The organism is Chryseobacterium subflavum (genome assembly GCF_055762745.1).
The window spans coordinates 67,145-88,407 of sequence record NZ_JBVTMR010000004.1 but is presented as its reverse complement, the minus strand read 5'-3'; the positions used below and the strand labels follow the sequence as shown (position 1 = coordinate 88,407).

Sequence of the window (21,263 nt, the reverse complement as noted above, 5' to 3'; positions counted from 1 at the left end):
CAATTCTCTTAATGTTTGAATCTTTCGAAGGCTGCTTTTTCCAGCATCTCCCTGTCGTCAGGGTGTGCGATACTGATTAATTCCTGGGCGCGATGACGAAGATTTTTTCCATACAAATAAGCCGTTCCATATTCTGTGACAACATAATGGATATGTCCTCTCGTAGTTACAACTCCTGCTCCCTGTTTCAGGTAAGGGACAATTCTTGACACTCCTTTTTTGGTTCTGGAAGTGATAGCAATAATAGGTTTTCCTCCTTCGCTTAACGCAGCTCCTCTCATAAAATCCATTTGTCCTCCGATACCACTGTATTGCAAAGTGCCTATCGAATCTGCACAAACCTGCCCTGTAAGATCAATTTCAATAGCTGAATTAATTGCAACCATTTTTTTGTTACGCATAATGTTGATTGGAAAATTCACATCACTTACGTCTTTAAAAGCAAAGACGGTGTTATCATCTACATAGTCGTAAAGCTTTCTTGTTCCGAAACAAAAGCTGGTAATGGTTTTATTATCGTTGTATCCTTTGTACTTATTGTTGATGACATCGTTTTGGATAAGGTCTATCACTCCGTCACTCAGCATTTCGGTGTGGATCCCCAGATCTTTATGATTACCCAGGCATTTAAGAACAGCATCCGGAATTGTACCGATACCCATTTGTAAGGTAGATCTGTCATCGATCAGTTCTGCCACATTTTTGCCGACCAGCATTTCTTCAGGCCCTACCTTGGACCCGTAATCTACAGTAGGCAATTCTTCTTCGTGCCACACAAGCTTATGAATGCGGCTGATATGGATCATTCCATCCCCGTGTGTTCTGGGCATCAGGGGATTAACAATAGCAATAATTATTTTCGCAGTATCTACAGCAGCTCTCGCAACATCTACAGATGTGCCCAGCGTACAAAAACCATGTTTATCAGGAGGAGAAACGGTAATTAATGCAACATCAAGGGGCAGGATATTGTTTCTGAATAAAATCGGAATTTCACTTAAAAATACAGGAACAAAATCTCCCCGTTCTGAATTAACAGCTTCCCTCACCGGAGTTGAAACGAACAGGGAATTAATAAAAAAGTTATCCTTGTACTGAGGTTTTGCAATTTCCACATTTCCCTGTTGGGTAATGGAGACCATTTCCACGTTTTCGAGCCTGTGGGATTGTCTCGCAAGCTCATCGATGAGATAATTTGGTGTACAGGCACTCCCGTGAAAAAATACGCGATTACCACTTTTTACTGTATATACGGCTTCCTCTGCACTAATATAATTGTACATATTGAATTTTTTTGAAATAATATTTATACCGCGCGCTGCCTGCGGTTATTTGTGTTTATCCGGATTTATTCCAGCCAGGAAGTTTTGTATGTAGGGTCTTCCACCTTCATTGCTTCTTCCGTGATTTTTAAAGGACGGAAAGGATCTACCATTACAGCGTATTCTTCTGTGAATTTCTTTCCGATGCTTCTTTCCATAGCTCCCGGATGTGGCCCATGAACAATTCCTCCCGGATGAAGACTGAAGTCCATCAGATCAACATGGTTACGGCTCATAAAGTCCCCTTCAGTATAGAATAAGACCTCATCGGAATCGATATTGGAATGGTTATACGGTGCAGGAATGGCTAATGGATGGTAGTCGTACATTCTGGCACAGAATGAGCAGACTACGAAATTATGCCCTTCAAAGTTCTGATGGATTGGTGGTGGTTGATGTATTCTCCCTGTAATCGGTTCAAAATTCTTGATATTAAATTTATAAGGGTAGAAGTAACCGTCCCAGCCCACCACGTCAAATGGATGAGTTGCATAAATGAAATCGGTAATCTGATTTTCTTTTTTTACTTTGATGAGAAATTCTCCTTTTTCGTCTATAGGTTCAACGAAGGTAGGGGCAATGATATCTCTTTCGCAGAAAGGAGAGTGTTCCAGGAGTTGCCCGAATTCATTTCGGTAACGTTTCGGAGTATAGATCGGAGAATGACTTTCAAGAACAAAAAATACAGTGTTCTCTGACTGGATTTCCACCTGATAGATGGTTCCTCTTGGTATAATGAGGTAATCACCGGTTGAGAATTCGAGATTTCCAACAAAGGTCTTTAAAACACCTTTTCCTTCATGAACGAACAAAAGCTCATCACACTCTGCATTTTTATAGAAATAATCCGTAGATTTTCTAGGCTTCGATAATCCCATTTTCAAGTCGTTATTGACCAAAAGGAATTTTCTGCTGTCCAGGAAATCGTCTTCAGGAGTCACCTGCATCCCCTTAAACATTCTCGGGGTCACATTTTTTTCTACCGCAATTTTTGGGGTTACATCTTTTGGTGTACCTATAGATTTGATCTGTGTAGGACGGTGGATATGATAAAGCAAAGAGGAAATACCATGAAACCCTTCCGTTCCGAAAAGTTGTTCATAGTAGAATTTATCTTCAGGAGATTTAAAAATCGTATGTCTTTTCTGTGGGATTTTCCCGGACTGGTTATATCTCATTTTTACCTTTATATTTTCTCAAATTTAATAATTTTTGACGAATTATTTTAGAGGATATTTATCATAGAGTTTTTTGTTTCGAAAATAATTGTTAGATTTGCCTAACAATTATTATTTCATGAAGCGAATATTATTTTCTGGTGTACTTTTATCCTCTTATTGTTTTTCTCAGGAAACAGATAGTTTAACTTTAAATCAAAATCAAAGGCCTGATTCTATTTCTGTTGCTAAAAAAGAGATCAAAACAAAGCTGATCGATGATGTGGTGGTGACAGGAACCATAAAACCTATCAGCAGATCCAAAAGCCCTGTAGCTGTAGAAATCTATAGCCAGAAATTTTTCCAGAAAAATCCTACTCCGAATATTTTTGAAGCGATTTCAATGGTTAACGGAGTCCGCCCTCAGCTCAATTGCTCGGTTTGTAATACCGGAGATATACACATCAACGGTCTTGAAGGTCCTTATACAATGATCCTTATTGACGGGATGCCTATTGTGAGCTCGTTATCTACTGTTTACGGGCTTAGTGGGATACCCAACAGCCTGGTCGACAGGATAGAAGTGGTAAAAGGTCCGGCTTCATCAATTTATGGATCTGAGGCTATGGGTGGAGTGATTAATATCATCACAAAGAATGCTTTAACAGCTCCTAAATTAAGTCTGGATGTAATGACAAGTACCTGGAGTGAAGATAATATAGATTTATCTACCAAATTTAACGTAGGTAAGAAAGCCGCCTCTTTATTGAGTTTGAACTATTTTAACTTTACCAAAAGAATAGACCAGAACAAAGATAATTTTACGGATGCCACACTACAGAACAGAATTTCTGTTTTCAACAAATGGAACTTCCAGAGAAAAGAGAACAGACTGGCAAGCTTAGCCCTGAGGTATCTCTATGAAGACCGGTTCGGCGGTGAGATGCAGTGGACAAAGGCTAATAGGGGTGGTGACAAAATATATGGTGAAAGTATTTATACAAATAGGGTAGAAGCCTTAGGGGTATACCAATGGCCATTGAAAGAGCAGATCATTACCCAGTTTTCATACAATTATCATAACCAGGATTCATTTTATGGTACCAATCCTTATGACGCACAACAGAAAGTTGCTTTTGTACAGACTTACTGGGACAGAAAATTCGGAAATCATGATCTGATCTTAGGAGTTACCTACAAGAGGACATTTTATGATGACAATACTCCGGGAACTTCGTCTGCAGACGGACTCATCAATCAGCCAATGAAGTCTCCTATTTTGGGTGCCTTCATCCAGGATCAGTGGGATTTGGATTCTAAAAACACAATATTGCTGGGTTACAGGTATGATTACGATAAAATACATCATTCTGTTCATTCTCCCAGATTTGCATGGAAATTTTCTCCTAATCCTTACCACACGTTACGGTTTAATTTTGGAACCGGCTTTAGGGTAGTGAATTTATTTACCGAGGATCATGCTGCATTAACAGGTTCCCGTGAGGTTGTTATTAAATCCGATTTAAAGCCTGAAAAATCGATCAATGGAAATTTAAATTACATCTGGAAGATTCCTGTGGGTAATCGCTTGATTAACCTTGACGCTTCAGCTTTTTATACCTACTTCAGTAATAAGATCGTGGGTGATTTCGACACGGATCCCGATAAAATTATTTATGACAACCTTCATGGATATGGGATTTCTAAGGGAGCTTCTATGAATGTGGATTTCAGTTTCAGTTTTCCCTTAAGTGTCAATCTTGGGGTGACTTATCTTGAAGTATTTCAGAAACTGGATGATGGCAATTCTAAAGTCCAGCAGCTTCATGCACCGAAATGGAGTGGAACGTATAGTCTGACGTATAAATTTCCGAATGCTTTGACATTAGATTTTACCGGGCAGTTCTACGGACCTATGCGTCTTCCGGTTCTTCCGGATGATTTCCGTCCGGAATACTCACCTTTCTATTCGTTAGCTAATATCCAGGTTTCAAAAGCATTTAAATCAGGATTTGAGGTGTATTGCGGAATCAAGAATCTGTTCAATTTTACCCCCAAAGATCCTTTGATGAGACCGTTTGATCCGTTTGACCAGCATGTCAATGATCCTATTAATAATCCCAATAACTACAAGTTTGATACGGCATATGGTTACGCACCAATGCAGAGGATACGTGGATTTTTGGGAATAAGATATACTTTGAAATGAAAATATTGATTTTATTTTTAATGTTAGTGCCCTTCTTTGGTCTTTCTCAAAAGATGAGAGAGGGCACTTTTTCTGAACTTGAAACATTGCGGAATAATCAGAAAAAGCCTGTTATCATTCATTTGTATACCGGGTGGTGTGCTATTTGTAAAATCGAATCTTTCAATCTGAATAAAGATAAGGAGCTTGTCACTATAATTAATGATCATTTCTATTTTATCAATTTTGAAGCGGAAAAGACGAAAGAAAAAATCAACTTTGAAGGAAAAGAGTTTCATTATCTTCCTAATGGGAATTCCGGGATTCATGAACTGGCTTTAGCACTGTCTAAAAATAAAAGCCAGCCGGTTTATCCGCTCTGGATCATATTGGATGCCAACCAGAATTTGGTGTATTACCATGAAGGCGAATTTAAACCGGAAAAGATGAAGAAGAAACTTGAAGAAATTTCGGCTTTGTACAATTAAATTTCCCCGCCGAATTTATCTCAATCTGCGAGGAATTTTTATCGATTAAATAAGTTTTTAATGATGAAAAGGACGTTGATCCTTTAACGATTAAATTCTTACGTCTTTCAATTACTCTCCTCCATCAATCAAAACTGCCAACTGAATACAAGATTTATCGGAACGATTGCTCCATGCGTGATTTGTCCCCCTTTGGATAACAATATCTCCTGCTTTAAGAAGCGTTTCACCCTCCTCCATGATCAGATAAAGCTCACCTGAAAGAATAATGATGTAATCTAGTGTCTGCGTTCGGTGCATCATCGGATGAGGTTCTCCTGGTTTAAATTCAACACCCAGATTTTTATCAGGAGGTATAACCACATAGCGAAAGTAGGTGCCGTTTTTTGGTGTCTGAGGGAATCCTGTGTTTGGGATCGGGGCTTCAAAATCCATGCTTGCAGGAGTCTTTTGTGTATTCCAGAGATCTGAAATAATCAATCCGGGTAAATGCTCTACCGTATTTTCTACTTCATGGTCTTCAATAATAGTGGACTTCCCATTTTGAATTCCTGTTACAATCCGTCTTGGTATTCTATTCATAACTTAATGGGTCATAATTAATTTATTCCCTCGGGTGAGGTTGTTTTTAAGCATCTGATGGGCTTTAAGAACGGTTTCCAGAGATAAGTTTCCAACGATCTTATATTTGGGCGGGACAATCAAGTGATCTTCAATGAGATTTGAGATTTTTGTTAAACTGTCTTTATAGTAATCGTGGTTCTTTGTCATACTGTAGGTGTAGTTAGAAATGTTCATAATAATATTTCCTTTATTAAAAAGGATTTCCTTGGCTTCTTTGCTAATTAGCGCAGTAATATCCACATACATTCCATGAACTTTCAGTACTTTGGCCGTCACTTCAGACATACCCTCACCCACAAGATCTACTCCAATATCGAAAGGCTGATTTCCATTCGCTTTGAGTAATTTTTCAGGAAGATGAGTTTCTTTATAGTTTACAATCTGATCATGGTGAAGACCCATCTCCAGCAATAGCATTCTGTTTTCTTCCGATCCTACCGTTGCAACCACATTTTTAAAGTGGTTAGCAATTAAGAGTTTGATAAAAAAAGATCCTACACCTCCAGTAGCGCCTGTAACCAATACTGTGTCAGTAGGTTTCAACTGCAAGCGGTTAAAAGTCTGCAAAGCCGTCATCCCCACAGATGGAATAGCAGCAGCCTGTTCAAATGAAATGTTTTTAGGCTTTAAAACTACGATTGCTGCAGGGACGCTGATGTATTCGGCATAAGAACCATTGCTTCCCATAGAACCACTGCCACAGAATATTTCGTCTCCAATTTCAAATTCGGAAACATCGGATCCTTTTCCGACAATGATTCCAGAAAGCTCACGTCCTAAAACGGGGGAGCTTATCAATCTTTTCTCGAGTTCGTTTTCGAGCATCTGATAGTCGATTGGATTAAATCCGCTTGCTTTGATCTGAATCAGAACTTCATTATTTTTGGGTTGCGGCTTTTCAACCGTTCCATCTTCTAATCTGAAATCTTTATTAAGTATTACTGCTTTCATCATAATCAATTTATAAGACAAATGTAAAACAGGAATAGTTTATATTTGCTACTAGTTAACTATTGGTAACTAGTAACTTTAAGGATACTATTATGTCAAAAATTATAGAAAACGGAGTTGAGCGGGAAGCAACCTGTACTGAAGAATTATTCGCAATGCGGGATAGTCTGGATGTTTTAGGTGGAAAATGGAAATTGATGATCCTGCGTTATTTAACGAACCGTACGGCTCAGTTGATCCATTTTAAAAAGCTTCAGAGAGGAATCGATGGTATTTCTGCAAAAATGCTGAGCAAGGAATTGAAAGAACTGGAAATGAACTTACTCATTACGCGTACAATCCAGGATACCAAACCTATTACTGTAACCTATGCTGTTACTGATTACGGAAAATCGGTACTTCCTGTTACCGAAACTTTAGTAAATTGGGGAATTATCCACCGCGAGAAGATCAGGCAGTCGATGGGAGATCAGAAATGATTAATTAAAGGATTGAAAAATTAAAAGATTGGACAATATCAGACTTTTTGTGAAAGCTATTTCAGAAGCACGGCAATAATTCCTAAAATAGCAGGTAATGCCTGAACAAAAAATATTTTTTTGGTAGCCGAAATAGCACCATAAATTCCTGCAATGGCAACACAGCCCAGGAAAAACAGAGCGATATTGGTCTGCCATTCAGCATCTTTAATAAAAAAAGTCCAGATGAGTCCCGCTGCAAGAAAACCGTTGTATAATCCTTGATTGGCAGCCAATCCTTTGGTAGGCTTGAACATTTCTGCAGGAAGTGCGGCTTTGAAAACTTCTTTTCCTTTTGTTTCCCATGCAAACATTTCCATCCAGAGAATATAAATATGTTCCAGTGCTACTACAGCAATCAAAATTTTTGCAACAATTTCCATGATTAATTATTTTGTAATTGTAAAACTAAAAAAATAAAGTTAAGTTTGACTACTAAATTGTAAAATGGATACTTTTAAAACACATCTTGACAAATTCATTACGATTAATGATGAAGATTATAGTTCTGTATTATCTTTTTTCCAGATCATGGAAGTTAAGAAGAAACAGAATCTGCTTGTTGAAGGTGAAGTTTGTAAATCCATGTATTTTGTTTTAAATGGCTGCCTCAGAAAATTTTTTGTGAATGAAAAGGGAGTCGAGCAAACAACTGAATTTGCGATTGAGAATTGGTGGATCACAGATACTTTTGCTTTTGAGAGACAGATTAAATCGGATTTTAGTATTCAATCTGTAGAACGATCAACAATTCTGGTAATTGACCTTGAAACCCAGGAACTCTTGTTGAAAAAGCATCCCGTCATGGAACGTTATTTCAGAATGATCTATCAACGGGCTTATGCGTCCTCTGAGAGAAGAATCCGTTATTTATATGAAATGACAAGGGAAGAGCTTTATATTCATTTCAGTACACAATATCCTTGGTTTATCCAGCGTATTCCACAATATTTGATTGCTTCGTTTTTAGGTTTTACCCCAGAATATCTTAGTGAAATTAGAGCTAAGTTGCGTTCTTAAACCAGTTTAAGTTTTTTAAGATTTTAAAATTGGAATTTTGTCATGTTATTAAAAGCTAATACAATGACAAATATAAAAGAGCAATTCCCGCAATTATTTTTAAGAGTAGCAATTGCCGTGACAATGCTTTCAGCAGTGGCGGACCGTTTTGGTTTTTGGGGAAAAAATTCAGCCTGGGGGAACTGGGAGAATTTTGAGAAATACACCCGGAAATTAACTTTTTTTCTTCCTGAAGGGCTGAGTCTGTTTTCGGCTTATACCGCTACATTCTTTGAAATTGCTATTCCGTTATTATTACTTGTGGGGTATAAAACCAGAATAGCAGCTTACGGAGCCGGATTTTTATTGCTCATTTTTGCTTTATCCATGACGATTGCTTTGGGGGCTAAAGCTCCTCTCGATTATTCAGTCTGGGTAGGAAGTGCAGGGGCATTTTTATTGGCAAGTCAACGACAATTTTCATTAAGTGCAGATCAATTAACCAAAAAAATATAAATATTATGAGTGCAAGAGTAAATATTGCAAAAACGGATGCAGCAGCTTATAAAGCTATGATGGGATTGGAAGGATATCTTCAGACCATTTCTTTAAATCCTATTCAAAAGGAGCTCATTAAAATCAGAGCTTCACAAATCAACGGTTGTGCTTTTTGTCTGGATATGCATACGAAAGATGCTGTGAAATATGGAGAAACTCCACAAAGGATATATCTTTTAAATGCCTGGAGAGAGGCTTTAGAACTGTTCACAGAAGAAGAACAGATCTTACTGGCAATGACAGAAGAAATTACCTTAATCAGCCATAAAGGATTGACGGAAGAAACATATCAAAAAGCAAAAACATTCTTTGATGATAATCAGATTGCCCAGATCATTATGGCGATTGTAACGATTAATGCATGGAATAGAATTGCCATAAGTACACATTTACCGATTATGAAATAATTTTTTGAAATTGTTTTATTTAACACCAAGAGCTTCTCAATCATGAGAAGCTCTTTTTAAAATCAGTTTACTGATTTTAATTATTTCAAACTACAAATTCCGCTGAAGTATTAATAAATAGCGACAGGGTTGATATTTACTTGTGTTGATCCTTTATAAAGTGGTTGGCCAAGAACGAACATGAATTCCCATATTTTTTCTTTTACCAAAGGACGGCTGTCAATCAGTTCCAGGTTGTAGATTCCTTTTTTTGCCAGCATAAACTGATTAATAGGAAATTCTTCTTTACTCTTGGGATTGGGGTAGACTTCGGAAGCCCACGTATCGCCGCCAAAAGCAACAATTCCCTGCTCGGCAAGCCATTGTGCTGCTTCCATACCAATACCGGGTTCAACTTCTAAAAACTGTTTGTTGTCTTTACCAATGAGCTCAAGCCATCCTGTGTTGAAAAGAACAACATCTCCTTTTCTGAGTGTGATTCCCTGTTTTTTCAATACTGCTTTGATATCGGATACTGTAAATTCCGTTCCTCCGGGAACTATGGATTTTCCGTAATGTTCGGTCATATCTAATACCACTCCGCGGGTTACAAATGGCGGAACTTTTTCAATACCCAGATTTTTCACACCTTCTACAGTTACAAAATCAGCGGCTTTATTGCCATTGTAGTAGATATTATTGATACCAATGTGCCCGATTCCGTTAAGTTGTGTTCCAACGCCGGTCCAGCCATTAACCAGTTCGTCATTGAATGTGAATTTATTAGAACCCAAACTTTGGCCGGCCTGTTCCCCGGGTTGAATATTGTATAAATTAAAGCTTCTGTGACGGAAAGCAGGAAGGTTTTTATCAATAGCGACAGCCAGAGGTAATGTTTTACCTTGTTTTACAAGCGAAGTGGCTGCTTTTACAACTTGCGCTGTCAGGAGATTAGCGGCTCCTATTTCATCATTTACCCCGTATGTTGAGGGGTACCAGGATTGATCGTCAGGATTGATATACTGTTTTTGAGCTTTTACTATTGTGGTGTTAAAAGACAATAAAGCAGCCAACCCGAACAAAGTGATCAGATTATTTTTCATTTTCTATGATTTAGGATTAGAAAGAAGGGAAGTTAGAAGAGGGAAGTTTATTGAACCCTGTATGAATAAGTGATATTCAATTAGATGTAATGAGTATGCAGCTTCTCTCTTCCAACTTGTTTTATGTTAGATTCCGGTAAGGGCAGAATTAATCGTATCTAATTCTTCCCGAGAAAGTTCAAACGACATTGCCTGTGCGTTTTCAATTGCCTGCTGGGCATTTCGTGCTCCTGCCAATACTACACTGATAGCGGGTTGTAAACTGGTCCAGCGTAGGACTAACTGTGAAACGGTAGCATTTTTTTCTTGGGCAATTGTTTCCAAAGTTTCCAGAAAAGCTTTTACTTTTTCAAGATCAAACTGTGCAAAATATCCGTTACGGTGATCATCAGCCTTTAATTGCGCTTGTTTAAAATATTTACCCGTTAATAATCCTCTCTCCATTGGACTATACACTATAATTCCGGTATTGTTCTCTAAAGAGTAAGGTACTAAATCTTTTTCTATAGCTCTGTTCAGCATGCTGTATGATACCTGATTACTTGCCAGCTGAATCGTTTTAGAAGCTTCTTCCATTTGTTCCACAAGGTAATTGCTTACACCGGCAGTTCTTATTTTTCCCTGTTGTATCAACATTTCTAAAGCTTCCATAGTTTCACTGATAGGGGTTGAGTTATCCGGCCAGTGTAATTGTAAAAGATCAATATAATCGGTTCCTAAACGTTGTAAGCTTTCTTCTACTTCTTTAATGATGTTTTCTTTAGATGCAAATTTATATACAGGAAGTGTTTTACCATCTTTTTCTGCATTAAAAAAGAACTCACCTTTTCCCTGATTGCTGCCGTCCCATACTAAGCCAAACTTAGTTAATAGCTGGATCTTTGAGCGGTCTTTTCCTTTGATTGCTTCCCCGATCATTTCCTCACTTAATCCGAAACCGTAAAAAGGTGCCGTATCAATAGAGGTTACTCCGTTATCTAAAGAAGCATGAATAGAGTTTATAGAATCTTGTTTTTCATTTCCGCCCCACATATTTCCACCGATGGCAAAAGCCCCGTGAGTAATTACTGATAATTCAAGGTCAGTATTACCTAGTTTTCTATATTCCATTTTGATTTAAAAATTGTTTGAAATTATTTGTTTAATTCTTTTAAAATAGCCTCACCAACAGCCTTTGCTGATTGAGGATTTTGTCCTGTAATCACTCTTTGATCTGTAACAACATGCGTCTGCCAAAGTCCTGATTTTTCAAACTTCGCTCCTCTTGCTTTGAGCTGGTCTTCCAGAAGGAAAGGAACAACATTCGTTAGTTTTACCTCAGATTCCTCTTCATTGGTAAAAGCATTGATTTTTTTACCATCAACAAGATATTTACCGTCTTTCAGTTTAATGTTGACCAAACCTGCGGGTCCGTGACAAACTCCGGCAACAATTCCTCCGTTTTCATAAATTTTTGAGGCAATGGAAGCTAATTCTGTATTATCTGCAAGATCCCACATCGCTCCATGACCTCCGGCATAAAAGATAGCTAAATAATCAGAAGGCTTTACCTCAGAAGGTTTTAGAGAATGATCAATCTTATTTTTGTATTCTTTGTTTTCCCAAAACTCTTTGTTCACCGGGTCTTTAAGATCAAAGCCATCTACTGGCGGTGTTCCTCCTTTAGGGCTTACAAAATCTATATCATAGCCTGCGCGATAAAGTACCTCCCATGGATGAGAAACCTCTCCTAAATAATATCCGGTACTCTCGCCGGTATCTCCTTTTTTGTCATGACTTGTTACGACAAATAAAATTTTCTTTTTCATATGAATTGATTTTTTGGTTTGTGACTGGACAAATCCTATCATGAATATGCTGAATATTACAATTGCAAGTTTTTTCATGGCTATAAAATGTTGGTTTTATAAATCTGTGGAACTTCCTGAAGTTTTTCATCAACCAGAGCTCCGAAAGCTTTAATATATGGCTGTTGATTGTGTTGTTCAAGCCCTGCTGTATTTTTCCATATTTCATAGAAAACAAATTCGTTTTGGTTCTCTATACCCTGATGCAGGCTGTAAAGTTCGCATGCTTCCTCTTTTCTCATTTCTTTTACCATGTTCTGAAGAACTTCAAGTACTTCTGCACGGTATTCTTCTTTTGCTTTTATAATCGCTGTTAAATATATTTTCATAATAATTGTATTTAAATAAAGTCTTCGATTGAATGATACTGTGGAGTCCAGCCCAGTTCTTTTTTTGCTTTGTCCGCATTACACAGGCTATTAGAGGCAAATCCAAAATAACCACCCGCAGGGCTAAACCGATCTACTGCCTCCTGTACGCTTAAAGATTGTGCAGGCTCCAATCCATATTTTGTACTGATGGTTTCAGCTATATTCCTGATATTGGATGAGCCGTTTTCTGCGTAATACAGGGAGCCTGCTTTTGCATTTTCCAGAGCAAGTACATAGAGGTCTGCCAGATCTTCAATGTGGATATTTGACCAGATATTTTCTCCTTTCCCGAAATAAACGCCAAATCCCTTTTCTTTTGAGAATTGAGTCAGGGCAGGAATCTGAATGCTGTCTTTTTTGATCCCAAGACCTGTACCATATACCATTGTAGGGGCAATAACAATACTTCTGATATTCTTTTGTGCAGATCTTAAAACGCAGTCATTGATCAGAACCCTGGAAGCCATTTCCAGCCTTGGGTTTAAAGGAATATCTTCAGTGAAAATAAAGTCACTTTTTTCTCCGTTTTCCTTTCCTCCCAAAATAGCTGAACCTGAAGTGAAAATAAATGTTTTTCCGGTTCCTTCCAGTGCATTGATAATGCTGTCCACAGCATAAGCATCATCTGCCGAATCGGCATTGTGAATGATTGCATCTGATTTTTCAATGGCAGCGCGGAGAAGGGCTTCATTATGGATGCTTCCGACGATGGTTTCAATTCCCGCAGACGCCAGTTCTTTAGCTTGGGTCTCGTTACGGACCAGACCTATTACTGTATAGTTTTTATCCTGTAATTTTTTAGCAATACTTCCTCCGATATAGCCTGTAATTCCAGTTATTAGTATTTTTTTCATGAGGCTAATTGTACTTTTAATTCTTTTTCGAAAACATTTTTAATATGATCCTGGTACCGTTTCATATCACGTTCTATATTGGCATTCTTTTCCACATCATGGAAGTGAAAGCTATCCATTTTCTGTAAAGAAACGAAAGCATTCATCCTGTGGAATCCAAATAATGGTCCGTTATCTACACTCGTTTCATTAAAAAACTCTCCGGGAAGAGTAAACGCAGTTTCTGGAGCATTCCAGCTGGTTGTTACCATATATTTTCTGCCACCGAGCATTCCTCCGGTTCCATAATTGATCTCTGGGTTTTCGGCTGTTCTCCCGTCGCTCAGATAAATGCCTTTAGCATGTCCAGCAGTGAAAACTTCATCAATGTATTTCTTGAATCCGTTCGGAAGCTGAAACCACCAGATCGGAGTGTGGTAAATTATATAATCGGCCCACACAAATTTCTGAACTTCTTCATTTTTATCATATCCGTCTGCTATGTTGGTTACTTTAACTTCTACATTTTCAAAATTTTTTAATACTTCCAATGTATTATCAGCAACTGTTTTATTATATTTTCCTCCGGAATGTCCAAAGTTTTGTCCACCATTAATTATTAATACTTTTTTCATTGTTTTATGATTGTTTAAAATTTATGATGCAAAGTTAGGTTGTGTTCTGCTATGATAAAAATAATATAAATTATAGTTTAATATTAGAATAATGATACATTAAATTTTAAGGCATTATGGTTGAATATCATATTCCTTCTGCACGCTATTTATTATTTTCTCATGTAATTTTGTTAGGTAAATTTGAGTGGTATATGATACAGATAGCCGTTTTTAGTGATATACATGGTAATCTTCCGGCTTTAGAAGTGGTTTTACAGGATATAGATCAAAGAGGAATTACTCAAAAATTCTGTCTGGGTGACCTGGTGGACTTTGCACCGTGGGGAAATGAAGTAATTGACAAGATCAGGAAGAACCATATTCCTTGTATACTGGGGAATCATGATGAAAGAATTGCTTTCGACCTGCCCGTAATTCCGCTAAGCAAACATTCCGAAGAAGAAACAATAGCTCGGTTTGAAGCTATAGACCACTCCCGGAAATCTATTACGGATGAGAATAAATCCTTTTTGGCCGAGCTTCCTTTCCACATCAAATTAAACTATAAGACAGGAGGCAGATATTGGAATATCCAGCTGGTACATTCGTCTCTGAAAAGTAATGATACTTATCTCTACGAATATGAAGCTGATGAGGTGTTTAACGAAATGCTGAAGGATTCTGATTCGGATCTTATTCTGATGGGACACACTCATATCTCTTTCAAGAAGAAGATTGGTGAAAAATGGGCAATTAATACTGGTTCTGTGGGTCGATCAAAGGAAGAAAACAGATTAGCATCTTACGTAATTCTGACGTTGAATGAAAAAGAGGTAGTCCCTGAGATCATTCAACTGGAGTATCCGCTCGAAACGGTGGCTAAAAGTATTGAAGCCAGTGGAATTCCCAATTATTATGCATGTTTTCTGAGAAACGAAGTCGGTTAATTTTTAATCTAAATAATTCAAAGCTGTTTCAATTTTTTGAAACAGCTTTGAATGTGAGGATGTTTATTACTATTATTTTACTTCTTTTGATGCTCTGATGATCACATCCGCCACTTCCTGTGGATGAGAAATAAATACAACATGGCTTCCTTTTATTTCTGTGATTTTTGCATGTCCTTTTTGGTACATTTTGCGTTGAATAGAAGGAAGTATCGCCTCATCCTGAGTGGCAACGATACCATAAGATGGTTTTGTTTTCCATGGTGCTTTTGTTACTTTAGCGCCCAGAGCTGCTGCAGAAAAACGTCCTTGCGAAGCATACATGAAATCAGCTTGTTCTTTAGGCAGATCTGCACAAAATCCTGCGTGAAATTTAGCTTTGTCATAGTAAAGAAATCCTTTTTCATCCGGAGGCAAAATTCCGCTCTTAGGAGATGCAGGTTCTGTTTTTGCCCAGTCTACAGCTGATTCACCCTCATCAAGCTGAAATGCCGCTACATAAACCAATGCTGCTACATTGGGATGATCTCCGGATTCAGTAATCACTGTTCCGCCATAGGAATGTCCCACAAGAATAGTTGGACCGTCCTGCTTGTCAAGTGCATCCTTTGTTGCCTGAACATCATCTGCCAACGAAGTTAGCGGGTTTTGTACCACGGTAACATTATATCCCTTTTTTGTAAGGATATCATAAACACCCCTGTAACCGGAACCATCTACGAATGCCCCATGCACCAGCACAATGTTTTTTACTACTTTAGATGATTGAGCTGATAAAGCAGATATTCCACCGAATAACATAAATAAAACAGCTAAGAAAGGTAAGAACCTTGATTGTTTTGAAATTGAAGTCTTTTTCATAAGTATATATTTTAAGGTTAAATTTTTTTTGGTACGGACCAGACCAATTGTCTGATTCCCTGCTAAGCTATCTGACTTTAGAATAACTTAACAGGGCAAAGATAGAGACGGTACAGGTTCGAAAAAATGGCTAAAAGTATATATTTATTGTACTTTTTTCCATCGGGGGGATTTTTTTAATGAATGAAGATAACTTTTATGATGAAAAAGCAGCTATGATTGTAATTGAATGGAGATACTTCTTGGTATCCAATGACTTTAAGTCAAAAATTAAAAGTTAATATTTTTTCTGATCCGGCTAAGAGATTGTTGCGTTATTCCCAAGTAGGAAGCCACATCACTTAAAGGAACTTTAAGCATTAGGTCTGGATGGTCGGAAATAAACTTGTGATACCGTATTGTGGCTTCTTCTCCCATTAAATGGTTTCTGGCTTTAATTTTTTCCATCAGGGTTTTTTGGGTAATATTTTCTATCAGATTCTTAAAGTGAGGTAGTTTCTCAAATAATTCATTCAGATTTTTCCTGGAAAATACCAAAACCCGGGCAGAAGTTGCAGCAATGATTTCTTCCCTTGAAATAACTTCATCTGTAAAACTGTATAGGATTGTACAAAATTTATTTTCTTTAATAAAAAAATGAATGACTTCGTTCCCTTTTTCATTAGTGGAGACGATCTTTAAAATACCATCCAGTACAAAGAACAGATCTTTTGCGATTTTTCCTTCCTGCAGGAGAATAGTTCCCACTCCCATTTCCTTTATTTCCATATATTGACATATCAGGTCAAAATCTTGTGTTGAAATTTCCCCGATAGAATTTAGAAATTGATGAAATGTCTGAATGTCCTTTTTCATGCCTGAATCAAGCCTTTACACAAAGGTATTACAATTATTGATGCAAAGCATAGTCAATTTCTATCTATTAGTATTCTGATTATTTTGTAGTTTTGTATCATAATTTAAATGATTTGATATGGTTAATTTAGAGTGGTACCGTACGTTTAAAGAGATCTACAAGACAGGAACGTTAACCGGAGCTGCGGAAAGTTTGTTCATTTCACAGCCTGGTGTAAGTCTTCATCTAAGCTCACTTGAGGCTTATGTAGGATATAAACTCTTTGACCGGACCGGAAGAAAAATGATTCCCACAGAAAGAGGGAAGGTGCTTTATAATGCTGTTTTTGAACCGCTTTTAAAGCTTGAGAATGTAGAGAAAAACTTTCAGAAATCAACAGAAAAGCATACACCGACAATCAGTGTAGGGATGTGTTTCGAGACTTTTCAAACTACTTTGGAGCAATATGTTTCCTCTTTACCTTTTAATTTGATCATCAGCTTCGGGGAGTATCCGGAGATGCTGGATCAGCTTGATAAAGGGATTCTTGATCTTATTATAACACCCAAAAAGGGATCATCACTGAATATTGAGCATGAAGCATTTTCATCCGAACAGATTATTCTGGTGGGGGGGAAAGATGTAGATACCGATGCTTTTAAAAAGGTTCTTAAAACCAAAGATCCTGATAAGATAGAAGAATGGCTTAAACAGGAGAAATGGTATGGAACAACAGGTGATATGGAACATTTATTCCAATTCTGGATCCTGAATTTTGGAAATAAACCTAATTTCCGTCCCAATTATATCGTTCCTAATCTTAATTCTATTATCCGTTGTCTGAAAGGAGGGACAGGATTGGCTGTAGTTCCTGATTTTTTATGTAAAAACGAAATTGAAAGCGGAGATGTAAAATTGATCTGGGAAGGAGATAAAAAGCTGGAAAATACTTTATATTTCGGATGCCGGAAAAAAACAAGTTATCAGGCAGAGATCGGGCATATCAAGAAATTATTCAGAGAAGTGATGAGTTAAAAACTCTAAAACGACCATGTCCCGCATCTGAATTCCATTTTCAAAAATAGGATCCGGATAGTTTTGAATAAAAAAGTCTTTGCGTATTCCTTTTTTCACAAAACCGTTTTTCTCATAAAAGCGGATTTGCCGGAAGCCTGTATCTGAAGTTCCTACTAATAGGGAATGAAAGTGATTCTTGTTTGCTATTTCCTTCGCTTTATCGATTAAAAGACCACCAATACTTTTTCCCTGATACGGGCTGTCAACTGCTATGTTTTTAATTTCCAATTCAGTATTATTAATCCGGTAAAGGGCCATTACGGCTATCGATCGGGACTTTTCTTTAAGAACATATACATCACAATCAAATATGTATTTATGGATTGCTTCCACAGTTTCATCAGCCAGCAGAAGCAATTCATAGGGCATCTCTGAAGAGGCGTCAATCTTAATCAGTGTGAACGGATCCATTATATTGCCATATGGATAATAGGATAATCTTTTCCGGAGCCATCTTTTTCTGATCTTCCTACTCTTTTAAACCCCATTTTTTCATAAAAGCCAATCGCCTGAGGATTTTGCTCATTGACATCCAGCTTCGTAAAACCGATATGATCTTTCATAAACTGATATAATTTTTTCCCGTATCCTTTTCCTCGGAAATCATCATGGATAAACAACATTTCAAGAGTATCCCCGGCAACTGATGCAAATCCCTTTGCTTTATTATCTTCCGTTATCAGGTAAACATCTAAGTGAGGTAGATAATCTCTAGGAATCACTTCCTGAAAATAATTAAAATCCTCTTCCGCAAGAAAATGATGGGTTGCTTTCACTGATGAAGCCCAGATTTCCATGATCCTGGGATAATCCTTTGATTGTGCCTTTATAATCTGATAGTTCATTATCTTAATTTTTGTGCAAAAATAAATAATTTTTAAATTTCATAAAGCAGGGATTTAAGGTGTAAAATTTCAATTTTTTGTTGCAAATTTGTTAGACTTTATGTTAAAAATTAAAATAAAGAATTATGCAGAAAAAAATGTACACAGGGCAGCCGGTTGTTACTTTAAATAACGGAATTGATATTCCGGCACTAGGATTCGGAGTATGGCAGATTGATGATCTGAAAGTTTGTGAAGATGCTGTGATCAAAGCTATTCAAACAGGCTACAGAATGATCGATACTGCATCTATATATCTTAATGAAAAGGCTGTAGGAAGCGCAGTGAGAAATAGTGGTGTGAATAGGGATGAGCTGTTCATTACCTCAAAACTTTGGGTGCAGGATCATGGGTATGAAAAAGCTAAAGCGGCATTTCAAAGAACACTGGACAGATTGCAACTGGATTACCTTGATATGTATCTTATTCACTGGCCTTTCGGGGATTTCTTAGGTGCGTGGAAAGCATTGGAAGAATTATATCATGAAGGAAAGATCAAAGCGATTGGAGTATGTAATTTTACAGTGGAAAAACTAGAAGAGTTAAAAGCGAATTCGACTGTTCTTCCAGTGATCAATCAGATTGAATTGCATCCTATTTTCCAGCAAAAAGAAATGGTAGCTTATGACCGTGAAAATAATATTGTAACGGAGCCATGGAGTCCGCTTGGAAACGGAAATGCTGAGCTTCTACAAAACCCTGAGCTAAAATCAATTGCAGAAAAATATTCCAAAACAGTAGCGCAGGTTATTTTGAGATGGCATCTACAGGAAGGTTTTGTTATTATTCCGAAATCCATTACTCCATCCAGAATTGAGGAGAATTTTAATGTGTTTGATTTCAGCTTAACAGAAGATGAAATGAATATCGTTCGCTCGCTGGATACGGGTAAAAGACTGTTCTTTGATCCGAAAGATCCTGAATGGGAGAAGAAAATGCTGAATTCTATAGCAGATATCTAATATAAGATCTATCAGTTCCCACAGCTCCTGAGGTTTTTACAGAAATAGTCTGTATGCTTGTGAGATCTGTGGGAATTGTTTTTTTTAAGTAGATATATCTACTGAGATGGAGCAGTATCTATTTTTTGTACTTTAAAATAAAATAATTTGTATGTTCTGGTCAAATACACTCGTTGAAAAATTAAACATAAGATATCCCGTTATTCAGGCTCCTATGTTCGGAGTAAGTACTCCTGAGATGACGGCGTCAGCTTCAAAGGTTGGTTGCTTGGGAACTCTGGCATTAGCTGATTTATCTGCGGAACAATCCGTTGAGTTGATTAAGGCCACAAAAGAACTTGCTGACCAGCCATTTGCCGTTAACATTTTTACCCATAATATCCCTCCGATCACAGACTCCATACGACAGAAATACATAAAGACCAAAAATTTTATTGAAGAGCTTGCGGCAGAAAATAATCTGGAGGTCAGCCTTCCTGATCTCGAAGATCTTAAAGTGAACACTTATCACGAGCAAATTGATGCCATCATTGAAGAAGGATGTAAGATCCTGAGCTTTACATTTGGAAATCTTGACGATAATAGCATTCAGAAATTAAAAGAAAATGGAATAACCCTTATTGGAACGTGTACTTCAGTGGAAGAAGCTTTGAATCTGGAGAAATCTGGTATTGATATAATCTGTGTTCAGGGAATTGAGGCTGGAGGACATAGGGGAACATTTGACGGAGATCGGATTCCGCAGATAGGAGGCCTGTCTCTTTTATCGCAGGTATTCGATCATGTGAAGGTTCCTTTGATTTATGCAGGTGGGATTTATAATGCAAGAACCATATTGGCGGCAAATGAACTTGGAGCAAAAGGGTTCCAGGTGGGCAGTATATTATTGGCTTCTCAGGAAAGCGCTTTGCAGTCATTTGAAAAAGAAAGATTAAAGAAAGTAAGAGAAGACGAAATTCTTTTGACCAAAAGCTTCTCGGGCCGTTATGCAAGAGGGATAAGAAATAGATTTATTGAAGCCCTTGAGAATTCTGACTATATTCTGCCTTACCCTTATCAAAATAAGCTGACAGGGATTTTAAGAAAAACGGCAAAACTTAAGGGTAATGTGGAGTTTGTGAATATATGGCTAGGGCAATCGGTTCATCCGTACAGTGAAGCATCCACTATGGATATTTTAAAAAGGCTGATTCTTGATGTTGAAAAAATATCCTGAAAAATTGTCTATTTTTGCAGGCTTTAAGCCCAGCATATATGAAAAGAATATTTTTACCTTTAGCTTTATTGTCAATGCTTGCATGTGGTAGTGATAGTGAAACATTGGATACTATTGATCCCAATGTAGGGACAATAATCGGGAAGTGGTATATTGAAAAATCTGAATTGTACACTTCAAAAGATCATCAGACAAAAACCAATTTTTCTACAGATTGTCAGAAAAAAAGCACGCATGAGTTCAGACAAACCAATATGACTTCAACAACTTATGCCCAGCAAAGTACTACGTGTATTCAGACTGATGTTGTTACCAGAAACTATACTTTTGATAAACCAACCGGTCAATTTTGGTATGAGGGGGAACAGGATTATCCATATTTCGTTACAAAACTTACCCAATCCGAAATGATCATGGAAGACCGTACCCAAGATATGGATGGCGATGGAATAAATGATGTGATCAGAAGGTTTTTTACCAGAATAAATTAAAAAAAGCTCCTTTCGGACGAAAGGAGCT

26 protein-coding genes are annotated in these 21,263 nt (G+C 37.4%); 11 read left to right on the top strand and 15 right to left on the bottom strand.

The window, feature by feature from the left end; genetic code table 11:
* Positions 1-8: 8 nt before the first annotated feature.
* Together AC0INN_RS17760 and AC0INN_RS17755 are read right to left on the bottom strand one after the other, a co-directional pair.
* Positions 9-1,283, bottom strand: a complete 1,275-nt coding sequence (locus AC0INN_RS17760; protein ID WP_306614355.1) for an acetyl-CoA hydrolase/transferase family protein — start codon at positions 1,281-1,283, stop codon at positions 9-11.
* 65 nt (positions 1,284-1,348) lie between these two features.
* A complete protein-coding gene (locus AC0INN_RS17755) occupies positions 1,349-2,500 on the bottom strand; it encodes a homogentisate 1,2-dioxygenase (RefSeq protein WP_273650822.1) in 1,152 nt (383 codons plus the stop codon).
* A gap of 118 nt (positions 2,501-2,618) precedes the next feature.
* Between AC0INN_RS17755 and AC0INN_RS17750 the strand changes: the two genes are divergently transcribed.
* Together AC0INN_RS17750 and AC0INN_RS17745 are read left to right on the top strand one after the other, a co-directional pair.
* Positions 2,619-4,688: a TonB-dependent receptor plug domain-containing protein gene (locus AC0INN_RS17750; RefSeq protein ID WP_306614353.1), complete on the top strand. Its 2,070-nt coding sequence runs from the start codon at positions 2,619-2,621 to the stop codon at positions 4,686-4,688.
* Positions 4,685-5,155: a thioredoxin family protein gene (locus AC0INN_RS17745; RefSeq protein ID WP_273650824.1), complete on the top strand. Its 471-nt coding sequence runs from the start codon at positions 4,685-4,687 to the stop codon at positions 5,153-5,155. Before AC0INN_RS17750 ends, AC0INN_RS17745 begins: the two co-directional genes overlap by 4 nt.
* Positions 5,156-5,266: 111 nt before the next feature.
* Here the strand turns inward: AC0INN_RS17745 and AC0INN_RS17740 are convergent, their stop codons facing one another.
* Positions 5,267-5,737, bottom strand: coding sequence for a cupin domain-containing protein (locus AC0INN_RS17740; RefSeq protein WP_273650825.1), 471 nt, complete (start codon positions 5,735-5,737; stop codon positions 5,267-5,269).
* A 3-nt stretch (positions 5,738-5,740) separates the two neighbouring features.
* A complete protein-coding gene (locus AC0INN_RS17735; protein WP_306614350.1) occupies positions 5,741-6,730 on the bottom strand; it encodes an NADP-dependent oxidoreductase in 990 nt (329 codons plus the stop codon).
* Between the two features lie 92 nt (positions 6,731-6,822).
* On the opposite strand from AC0INN_RS17735, the gene AC0INN_RS17730 reads away from it, so the two are divergent.
* Positions 6,823-7,209, top strand: a complete 387-nt coding sequence (locus AC0INN_RS17730) for a winged helix-turn-helix transcriptional regulator (protein ID WP_172284029.1) — start codon at positions 6,823-6,825, stop codon at positions 7,207-7,209.
* 56 nt (positions 7,210-7,265) lie between these two features.
* On the opposite strand, the gene AC0INN_RS17725 is transcribed toward AC0INN_RS17730, so the two are convergent.
* Entirely contained in the window at positions 7,266-7,631 is a 366-nt protein-coding gene (locus AC0INN_RS17725; RefSeq protein WP_172284031.1) for a DUF1304 domain-containing protein, read from the bottom strand.
* A gap of 64 nt (positions 7,632-7,695) precedes the next feature.
* Here AC0INN_RS17725 and AC0INN_RS17720 point away from each other — a divergent pair, with 64 nt between their 5' ends.
* From AC0INN_RS17720 to AC0INN_RS17710, 3 genes are all read left to right on the top strand, one after another.
* Positions 7,696-8,268 carry a Crp/Fnr family transcriptional regulator gene (locus tag AC0INN_RS17720; protein ID WP_273650827.1) on the top strand — a complete coding sequence of 191 codons (573 nt, stop codon included), beginning with the start codon at positions 7,696-7,698 and terminating at the stop codon, positions 8,266-8,268.
* A gap of 63 nt (positions 8,269-8,331) precedes the next feature.
* Positions 8,332-8,763, top strand: coding sequence for a MauE/DoxX family redox-associated membrane protein (locus AC0INN_RS17715; protein ID WP_273650828.1), 432 nt, complete (start codon positions 8,332-8,334; stop codon positions 8,761-8,763).
* 5 nt (positions 8,764-8,768) lie between these two features.
* Positions 8,769-9,212 carry a carboxymuconolactone decarboxylase family protein gene (locus AC0INN_RS17710; RefSeq protein WP_273650829.1) on the top strand — a complete coding sequence of 148 codons (444 nt, stop codon included), beginning with the start codon at positions 8,769-8,771 and terminating at the stop codon, positions 9,210-9,212.
* A 110-nt stretch (positions 9,213-9,322) separates the two neighbouring features.
* Here the strand turns inward: AC0INN_RS17710 and AC0INN_RS17705 are convergent, their stop codons facing one another.
* The 6 genes from AC0INN_RS17705 to AC0INN_RS17680 form a co-directional block, all read right to left on the bottom strand.
* Positions 9,323-10,294: a cyclase family protein gene (locus tag AC0INN_RS17705; protein ID WP_273650830.1), complete on the bottom strand. Its 972-nt coding sequence runs from the start codon at positions 10,292-10,294 to the stop codon at positions 9,323-9,325.
* Between the two features lie 126 nt (positions 10,295-10,420).
* Entirely contained in the window at positions 10,421-11,404 is a 984-nt protein-coding gene (locus AC0INN_RS17700; RefSeq protein WP_273650831.1) for an aldo/keto reductase, read from the bottom strand.
* Between the two features lie 23 nt (positions 11,405-11,427).
* Entirely contained in the window at positions 11,428-12,102 is a 675-nt protein-coding gene (locus AC0INN_RS17695; protein ID WP_273650832.1) for a type 1 glutamine amidotransferase domain-containing protein, read from the bottom strand.
* 80 nt (positions 12,103-12,182) lie between these two features.
* Positions 12,183-12,470, bottom strand: a complete 288-nt coding sequence (locus AC0INN_RS17690) for a putative quinol monooxygenase (protein ID WP_306614346.1) — start codon at positions 12,468-12,470, stop codon at positions 12,183-12,185.
* Positions 12,471-12,481: 11 nt separating this feature from the next.
* Positions 12,482-13,366 (bottom strand): NAD-dependent epimerase/dehydratase family protein, encoded by an 885-nt coding sequence (locus AC0INN_RS17685; RefSeq protein ID WP_306614344.1) that lies wholly within the window; start codon positions 13,364-13,366, stop codon positions 12,482-12,484.
* Positions 13,363-13,980 carry an NAD(P)H-dependent oxidoreductase gene (locus tag AC0INN_RS17680; RefSeq protein WP_273650835.1) on the bottom strand — a complete coding sequence of 206 codons (618 nt, stop codon included), beginning with the start codon at positions 13,978-13,980 and terminating at the stop codon, positions 13,363-13,365. The genes AC0INN_RS17685 and AC0INN_RS17680 overlap by 4 nt, the downstream gene beginning before the upstream one ends.
* Positions 13,981-14,174: 194 nt before the next feature.
* On the opposite strand from AC0INN_RS17680, the gene AC0INN_RS17675 reads away from it, so the two are divergent.
* Positions 14,175-14,909, top strand: a complete 735-nt coding sequence (locus AC0INN_RS17675; RefSeq protein ID WP_306614342.1) for a metallophosphoesterase family protein — start codon at positions 14,175-14,177, stop codon at positions 14,907-14,909.
* A gap of 72 nt (positions 14,910-14,981) precedes the next feature.
* Here the strand turns inward: AC0INN_RS17675 and AC0INN_RS17670 are convergent, their stop codons facing one another.
* Together AC0INN_RS17670 and AC0INN_RS17665 are read right to left on the bottom strand one after the other, a co-directional pair.
* Positions 14,982-15,770 carry an alpha/beta hydrolase gene (locus AC0INN_RS17670; RefSeq protein WP_306614340.1) on the bottom strand — a complete coding sequence of 263 codons (789 nt, stop codon included), beginning with the start codon at positions 15,768-15,770 and terminating at the stop codon, positions 14,982-14,984.
* Between the two features lie 270 nt (positions 15,771-16,040).
* Positions 16,041-16,625 carry a Crp/Fnr family transcriptional regulator gene (locus AC0INN_RS17665; protein WP_306614338.1) on the bottom strand — a complete coding sequence of 195 codons (585 nt, stop codon included), beginning with the start codon at positions 16,623-16,625 and terminating at the stop codon, positions 16,041-16,043.
* Between the two features lie 118 nt (positions 16,626-16,743).
* Here AC0INN_RS17665 and AC0INN_RS17660 point away from each other — a divergent pair, with 118 nt between their 5' ends.
* A complete protein-coding gene (locus AC0INN_RS17660) occupies positions 16,744-17,640 on the top strand; it encodes a LysR family transcriptional regulator (protein WP_306614336.1) in 897 nt (298 codons plus the stop codon).
* On the opposite strand, the gene AC0INN_RS17655 is transcribed toward AC0INN_RS17660, so the two are convergent.
* Positions 17,617-18,093, bottom strand: coding sequence for a GNAT family N-acetyltransferase (locus tag AC0INN_RS17655; protein WP_306614333.1), 477 nt, complete (start codon positions 18,091-18,093; stop codon positions 17,617-17,619). The two genes, AC0INN_RS17660 and AC0INN_RS17655, sit on opposite strands and share 24 nt — an antisense overlap.
* Positions 18,093-18,527 carry a GNAT family N-acetyltransferase gene (locus AC0INN_RS17650; RefSeq protein ID WP_306614331.1) on the bottom strand — a complete coding sequence of 145 codons (435 nt, stop codon included), beginning with the start codon at positions 18,525-18,527 and terminating at the stop codon, positions 18,093-18,095. The genes AC0INN_RS17655 and AC0INN_RS17650 overlap by 1 nt, the downstream gene beginning before the upstream one ends.
* Positions 18,528-18,652: 125 nt before the next feature.
* Here AC0INN_RS17650 and AC0INN_RS17645 point away from each other — a divergent pair, with 125 nt between their 5' ends.
* The 3 genes from AC0INN_RS17645 (at position 18,653) to AC0INN_RS17635 (ending at position 21,235) form a co-directional block, all read left to right on the top strand.
* Positions 18,653-19,528 (top strand): aldo/keto reductase, encoded by an 876-nt coding sequence (locus tag AC0INN_RS17645; protein WP_273650842.1) that lies wholly within the window; start codon positions 18,653-18,655, stop codon positions 19,526-19,528.
* A gap of 151 nt (positions 19,529-19,679) precedes the next feature.
* A complete protein-coding gene (locus AC0INN_RS17640; RefSeq protein ID WP_306614328.1) occupies positions 19,680-20,744 on the top strand; it encodes an NAD(P)H-dependent flavin oxidoreductase in 1,065 nt (354 codons plus the stop codon).
* 38 nt (positions 20,745-20,782) lie between these two features.
* On the top strand, positions 20,783-21,235 hold the full coding sequence (locus tag AC0INN_RS17635; protein WP_306614326.1) for a lipocalin family protein: 453 nt from the start codon (positions 20,783-20,785) through the stop codon (positions 21,233-21,235).
* Positions 21,236-21,263: the final 28 nt, after the last annotated feature.

Coding starts and splice junctions, on each gene's coding strand:
- AC0INN_RS17760 (WP_306614355.1), bottom strand. CDS start 1,283: ATGTACAATTATATTAGTGCAGAGGAAGCCGTATATACAGTAAAAAGT.
- AC0INN_RS17755 (WP_273650822.1), bottom strand. CDS start 2,500: ATGAGATATAACCAGTCCGGGAAAATCCCACAGAAAAGACATACGATT.
- AC0INN_RS17750 (WP_306614353.1), top strand. CDS start 2,619: ATGAAGCGAATATTATTTTCTGGTGTACTTTTATCCTCTTATTGTTTT.
- AC0INN_RS17745 (WP_273650824.1), top strand. CDS start 4,685: ATGAAAATATTGATTTTATTTTTAATGTTAGTGCCCTTCTTTGGTCTT.
- AC0INN_RS17740 (WP_273650825.1), bottom strand. CDS start 5,737: ATGAATAGAATACCAAGACGGATTGTAACAGGAATTCAAAATGGGAAG.
- AC0INN_RS17735 (WP_306614350.1), bottom strand. CDS start 6,730: ATGAAAGCAGTAATACTTAATAAAGATTTCAGATTAGAAGATGGAACG.
- AC0INN_RS17730 (WP_172284029.1), top strand. CDS start 6,823: ATGTCAAAAATTATAGAAAACGGAGTTGAGCGGGAAGCAACCTGTACT.
- AC0INN_RS17725 (WP_172284031.1), bottom strand. CDS start 7,631: ATGGAAATTGTTGCAAAAATTTTGATTGCTGTAGTAGCACTGGAACAT.
- AC0INN_RS17720 (WP_273650827.1), top strand. CDS start 7,696: ATGGATACTTTTAAAACACATCTTGACAAATTCATTACGATTAATGAT.
- AC0INN_RS17715 (WP_273650828.1), top strand. CDS start 8,332: ATGACAAATATAAAAGAGCAATTCCCGCAATTATTTTTAAGAGTAGCA.
- AC0INN_RS17710 (WP_273650829.1), top strand. CDS start 8,769: ATGAGTGCAAGAGTAAATATTGCAAAAACGGATGCAGCAGCTTATAAA.
- AC0INN_RS17705 (WP_273650830.1), bottom strand. CDS start 10,294: ATGAAAAATAATCTGATCACTTTGTTCGGGTTGGCTGCTTTATTGTCT.
- AC0INN_RS17700 (WP_273650831.1), bottom strand. CDS start 11,404: ATGGAATATAGAAAACTAGGTAATACTGACCTTGAATTATCAGTAATT.
- AC0INN_RS17695 (WP_273650832.1), bottom strand. CDS start 12,102: ATGAAAAAGAAAATTTTATTTGTCGTAACAAGTCATGACAAAAAAGGA.
- AC0INN_RS17690 (WP_306614346.1), bottom strand. CDS start 12,470: ATGAAAATATATTTAACAGCGATTATAAAAGCAAAAGAAGAATACCGT.
- AC0INN_RS17685 (WP_306614344.1), bottom strand. CDS start 13,366: ATGAAAAAAATACTAATAACTGGAATTACAGGCTATATCGGAGGAAGT.
- AC0INN_RS17680 (WP_273650835.1), bottom strand. CDS start 13,980: ATGAAAAAAGTATTAATAATTAATGGTGGACAAAACTTTGGACATTCC.
- AC0INN_RS17675 (WP_306614342.1), top strand. CDS start 14,175: ATGATACAGATAGCCGTTTTTAGTGATATACATGGTAATCTTCCGGCT.
- AC0INN_RS17670 (WP_306614340.1), bottom strand. CDS start 15,770: ATGAAAAAGACTTCAATTTCAAAACAATCAAGGTTCTTACCTTTCTTA.
- AC0INN_RS17665 (WP_306614338.1), bottom strand. CDS start 16,625: ATGAAAAAGGACATTCAGACATTTCATCAATTTCTAAATTCTATCGGG.
- AC0INN_RS17660 (WP_306614336.1), top strand. CDS start 16,744: ATGGTTAATTTAGAGTGGTACCGTACGTTTAAAGAGATCTACAAGACA.
- AC0INN_RS17655 (WP_306614333.1), bottom strand. CDS start 18,093: ATGGATCCGTTCACACTGATTAAGATTGACGCCTCTTCAGAGATGCCC.
- AC0INN_RS17650 (WP_306614331.1), bottom strand. CDS start 18,527: ATGAACTATCAGATTATAAAGGCACAATCAAAGGATTATCCCAGGATC.
- AC0INN_RS17645 (WP_273650842.1), top strand. CDS start 18,653: ATGCAGAAAAAAATGTACACAGGGCAGCCGGTTGTTACTTTAAATAAC.
- AC0INN_RS17640 (WP_306614328.1), top strand. CDS start 19,680: ATGTTCTGGTCAAATACACTCGTTGAAAAATTAAACATAAGATATCCC.
- AC0INN_RS17635 (WP_306614326.1), top strand. CDS start 20,783: ATGAAAAGAATATTTTTACCTTTAGCTTTATTGTCAATGCTTGCATGT.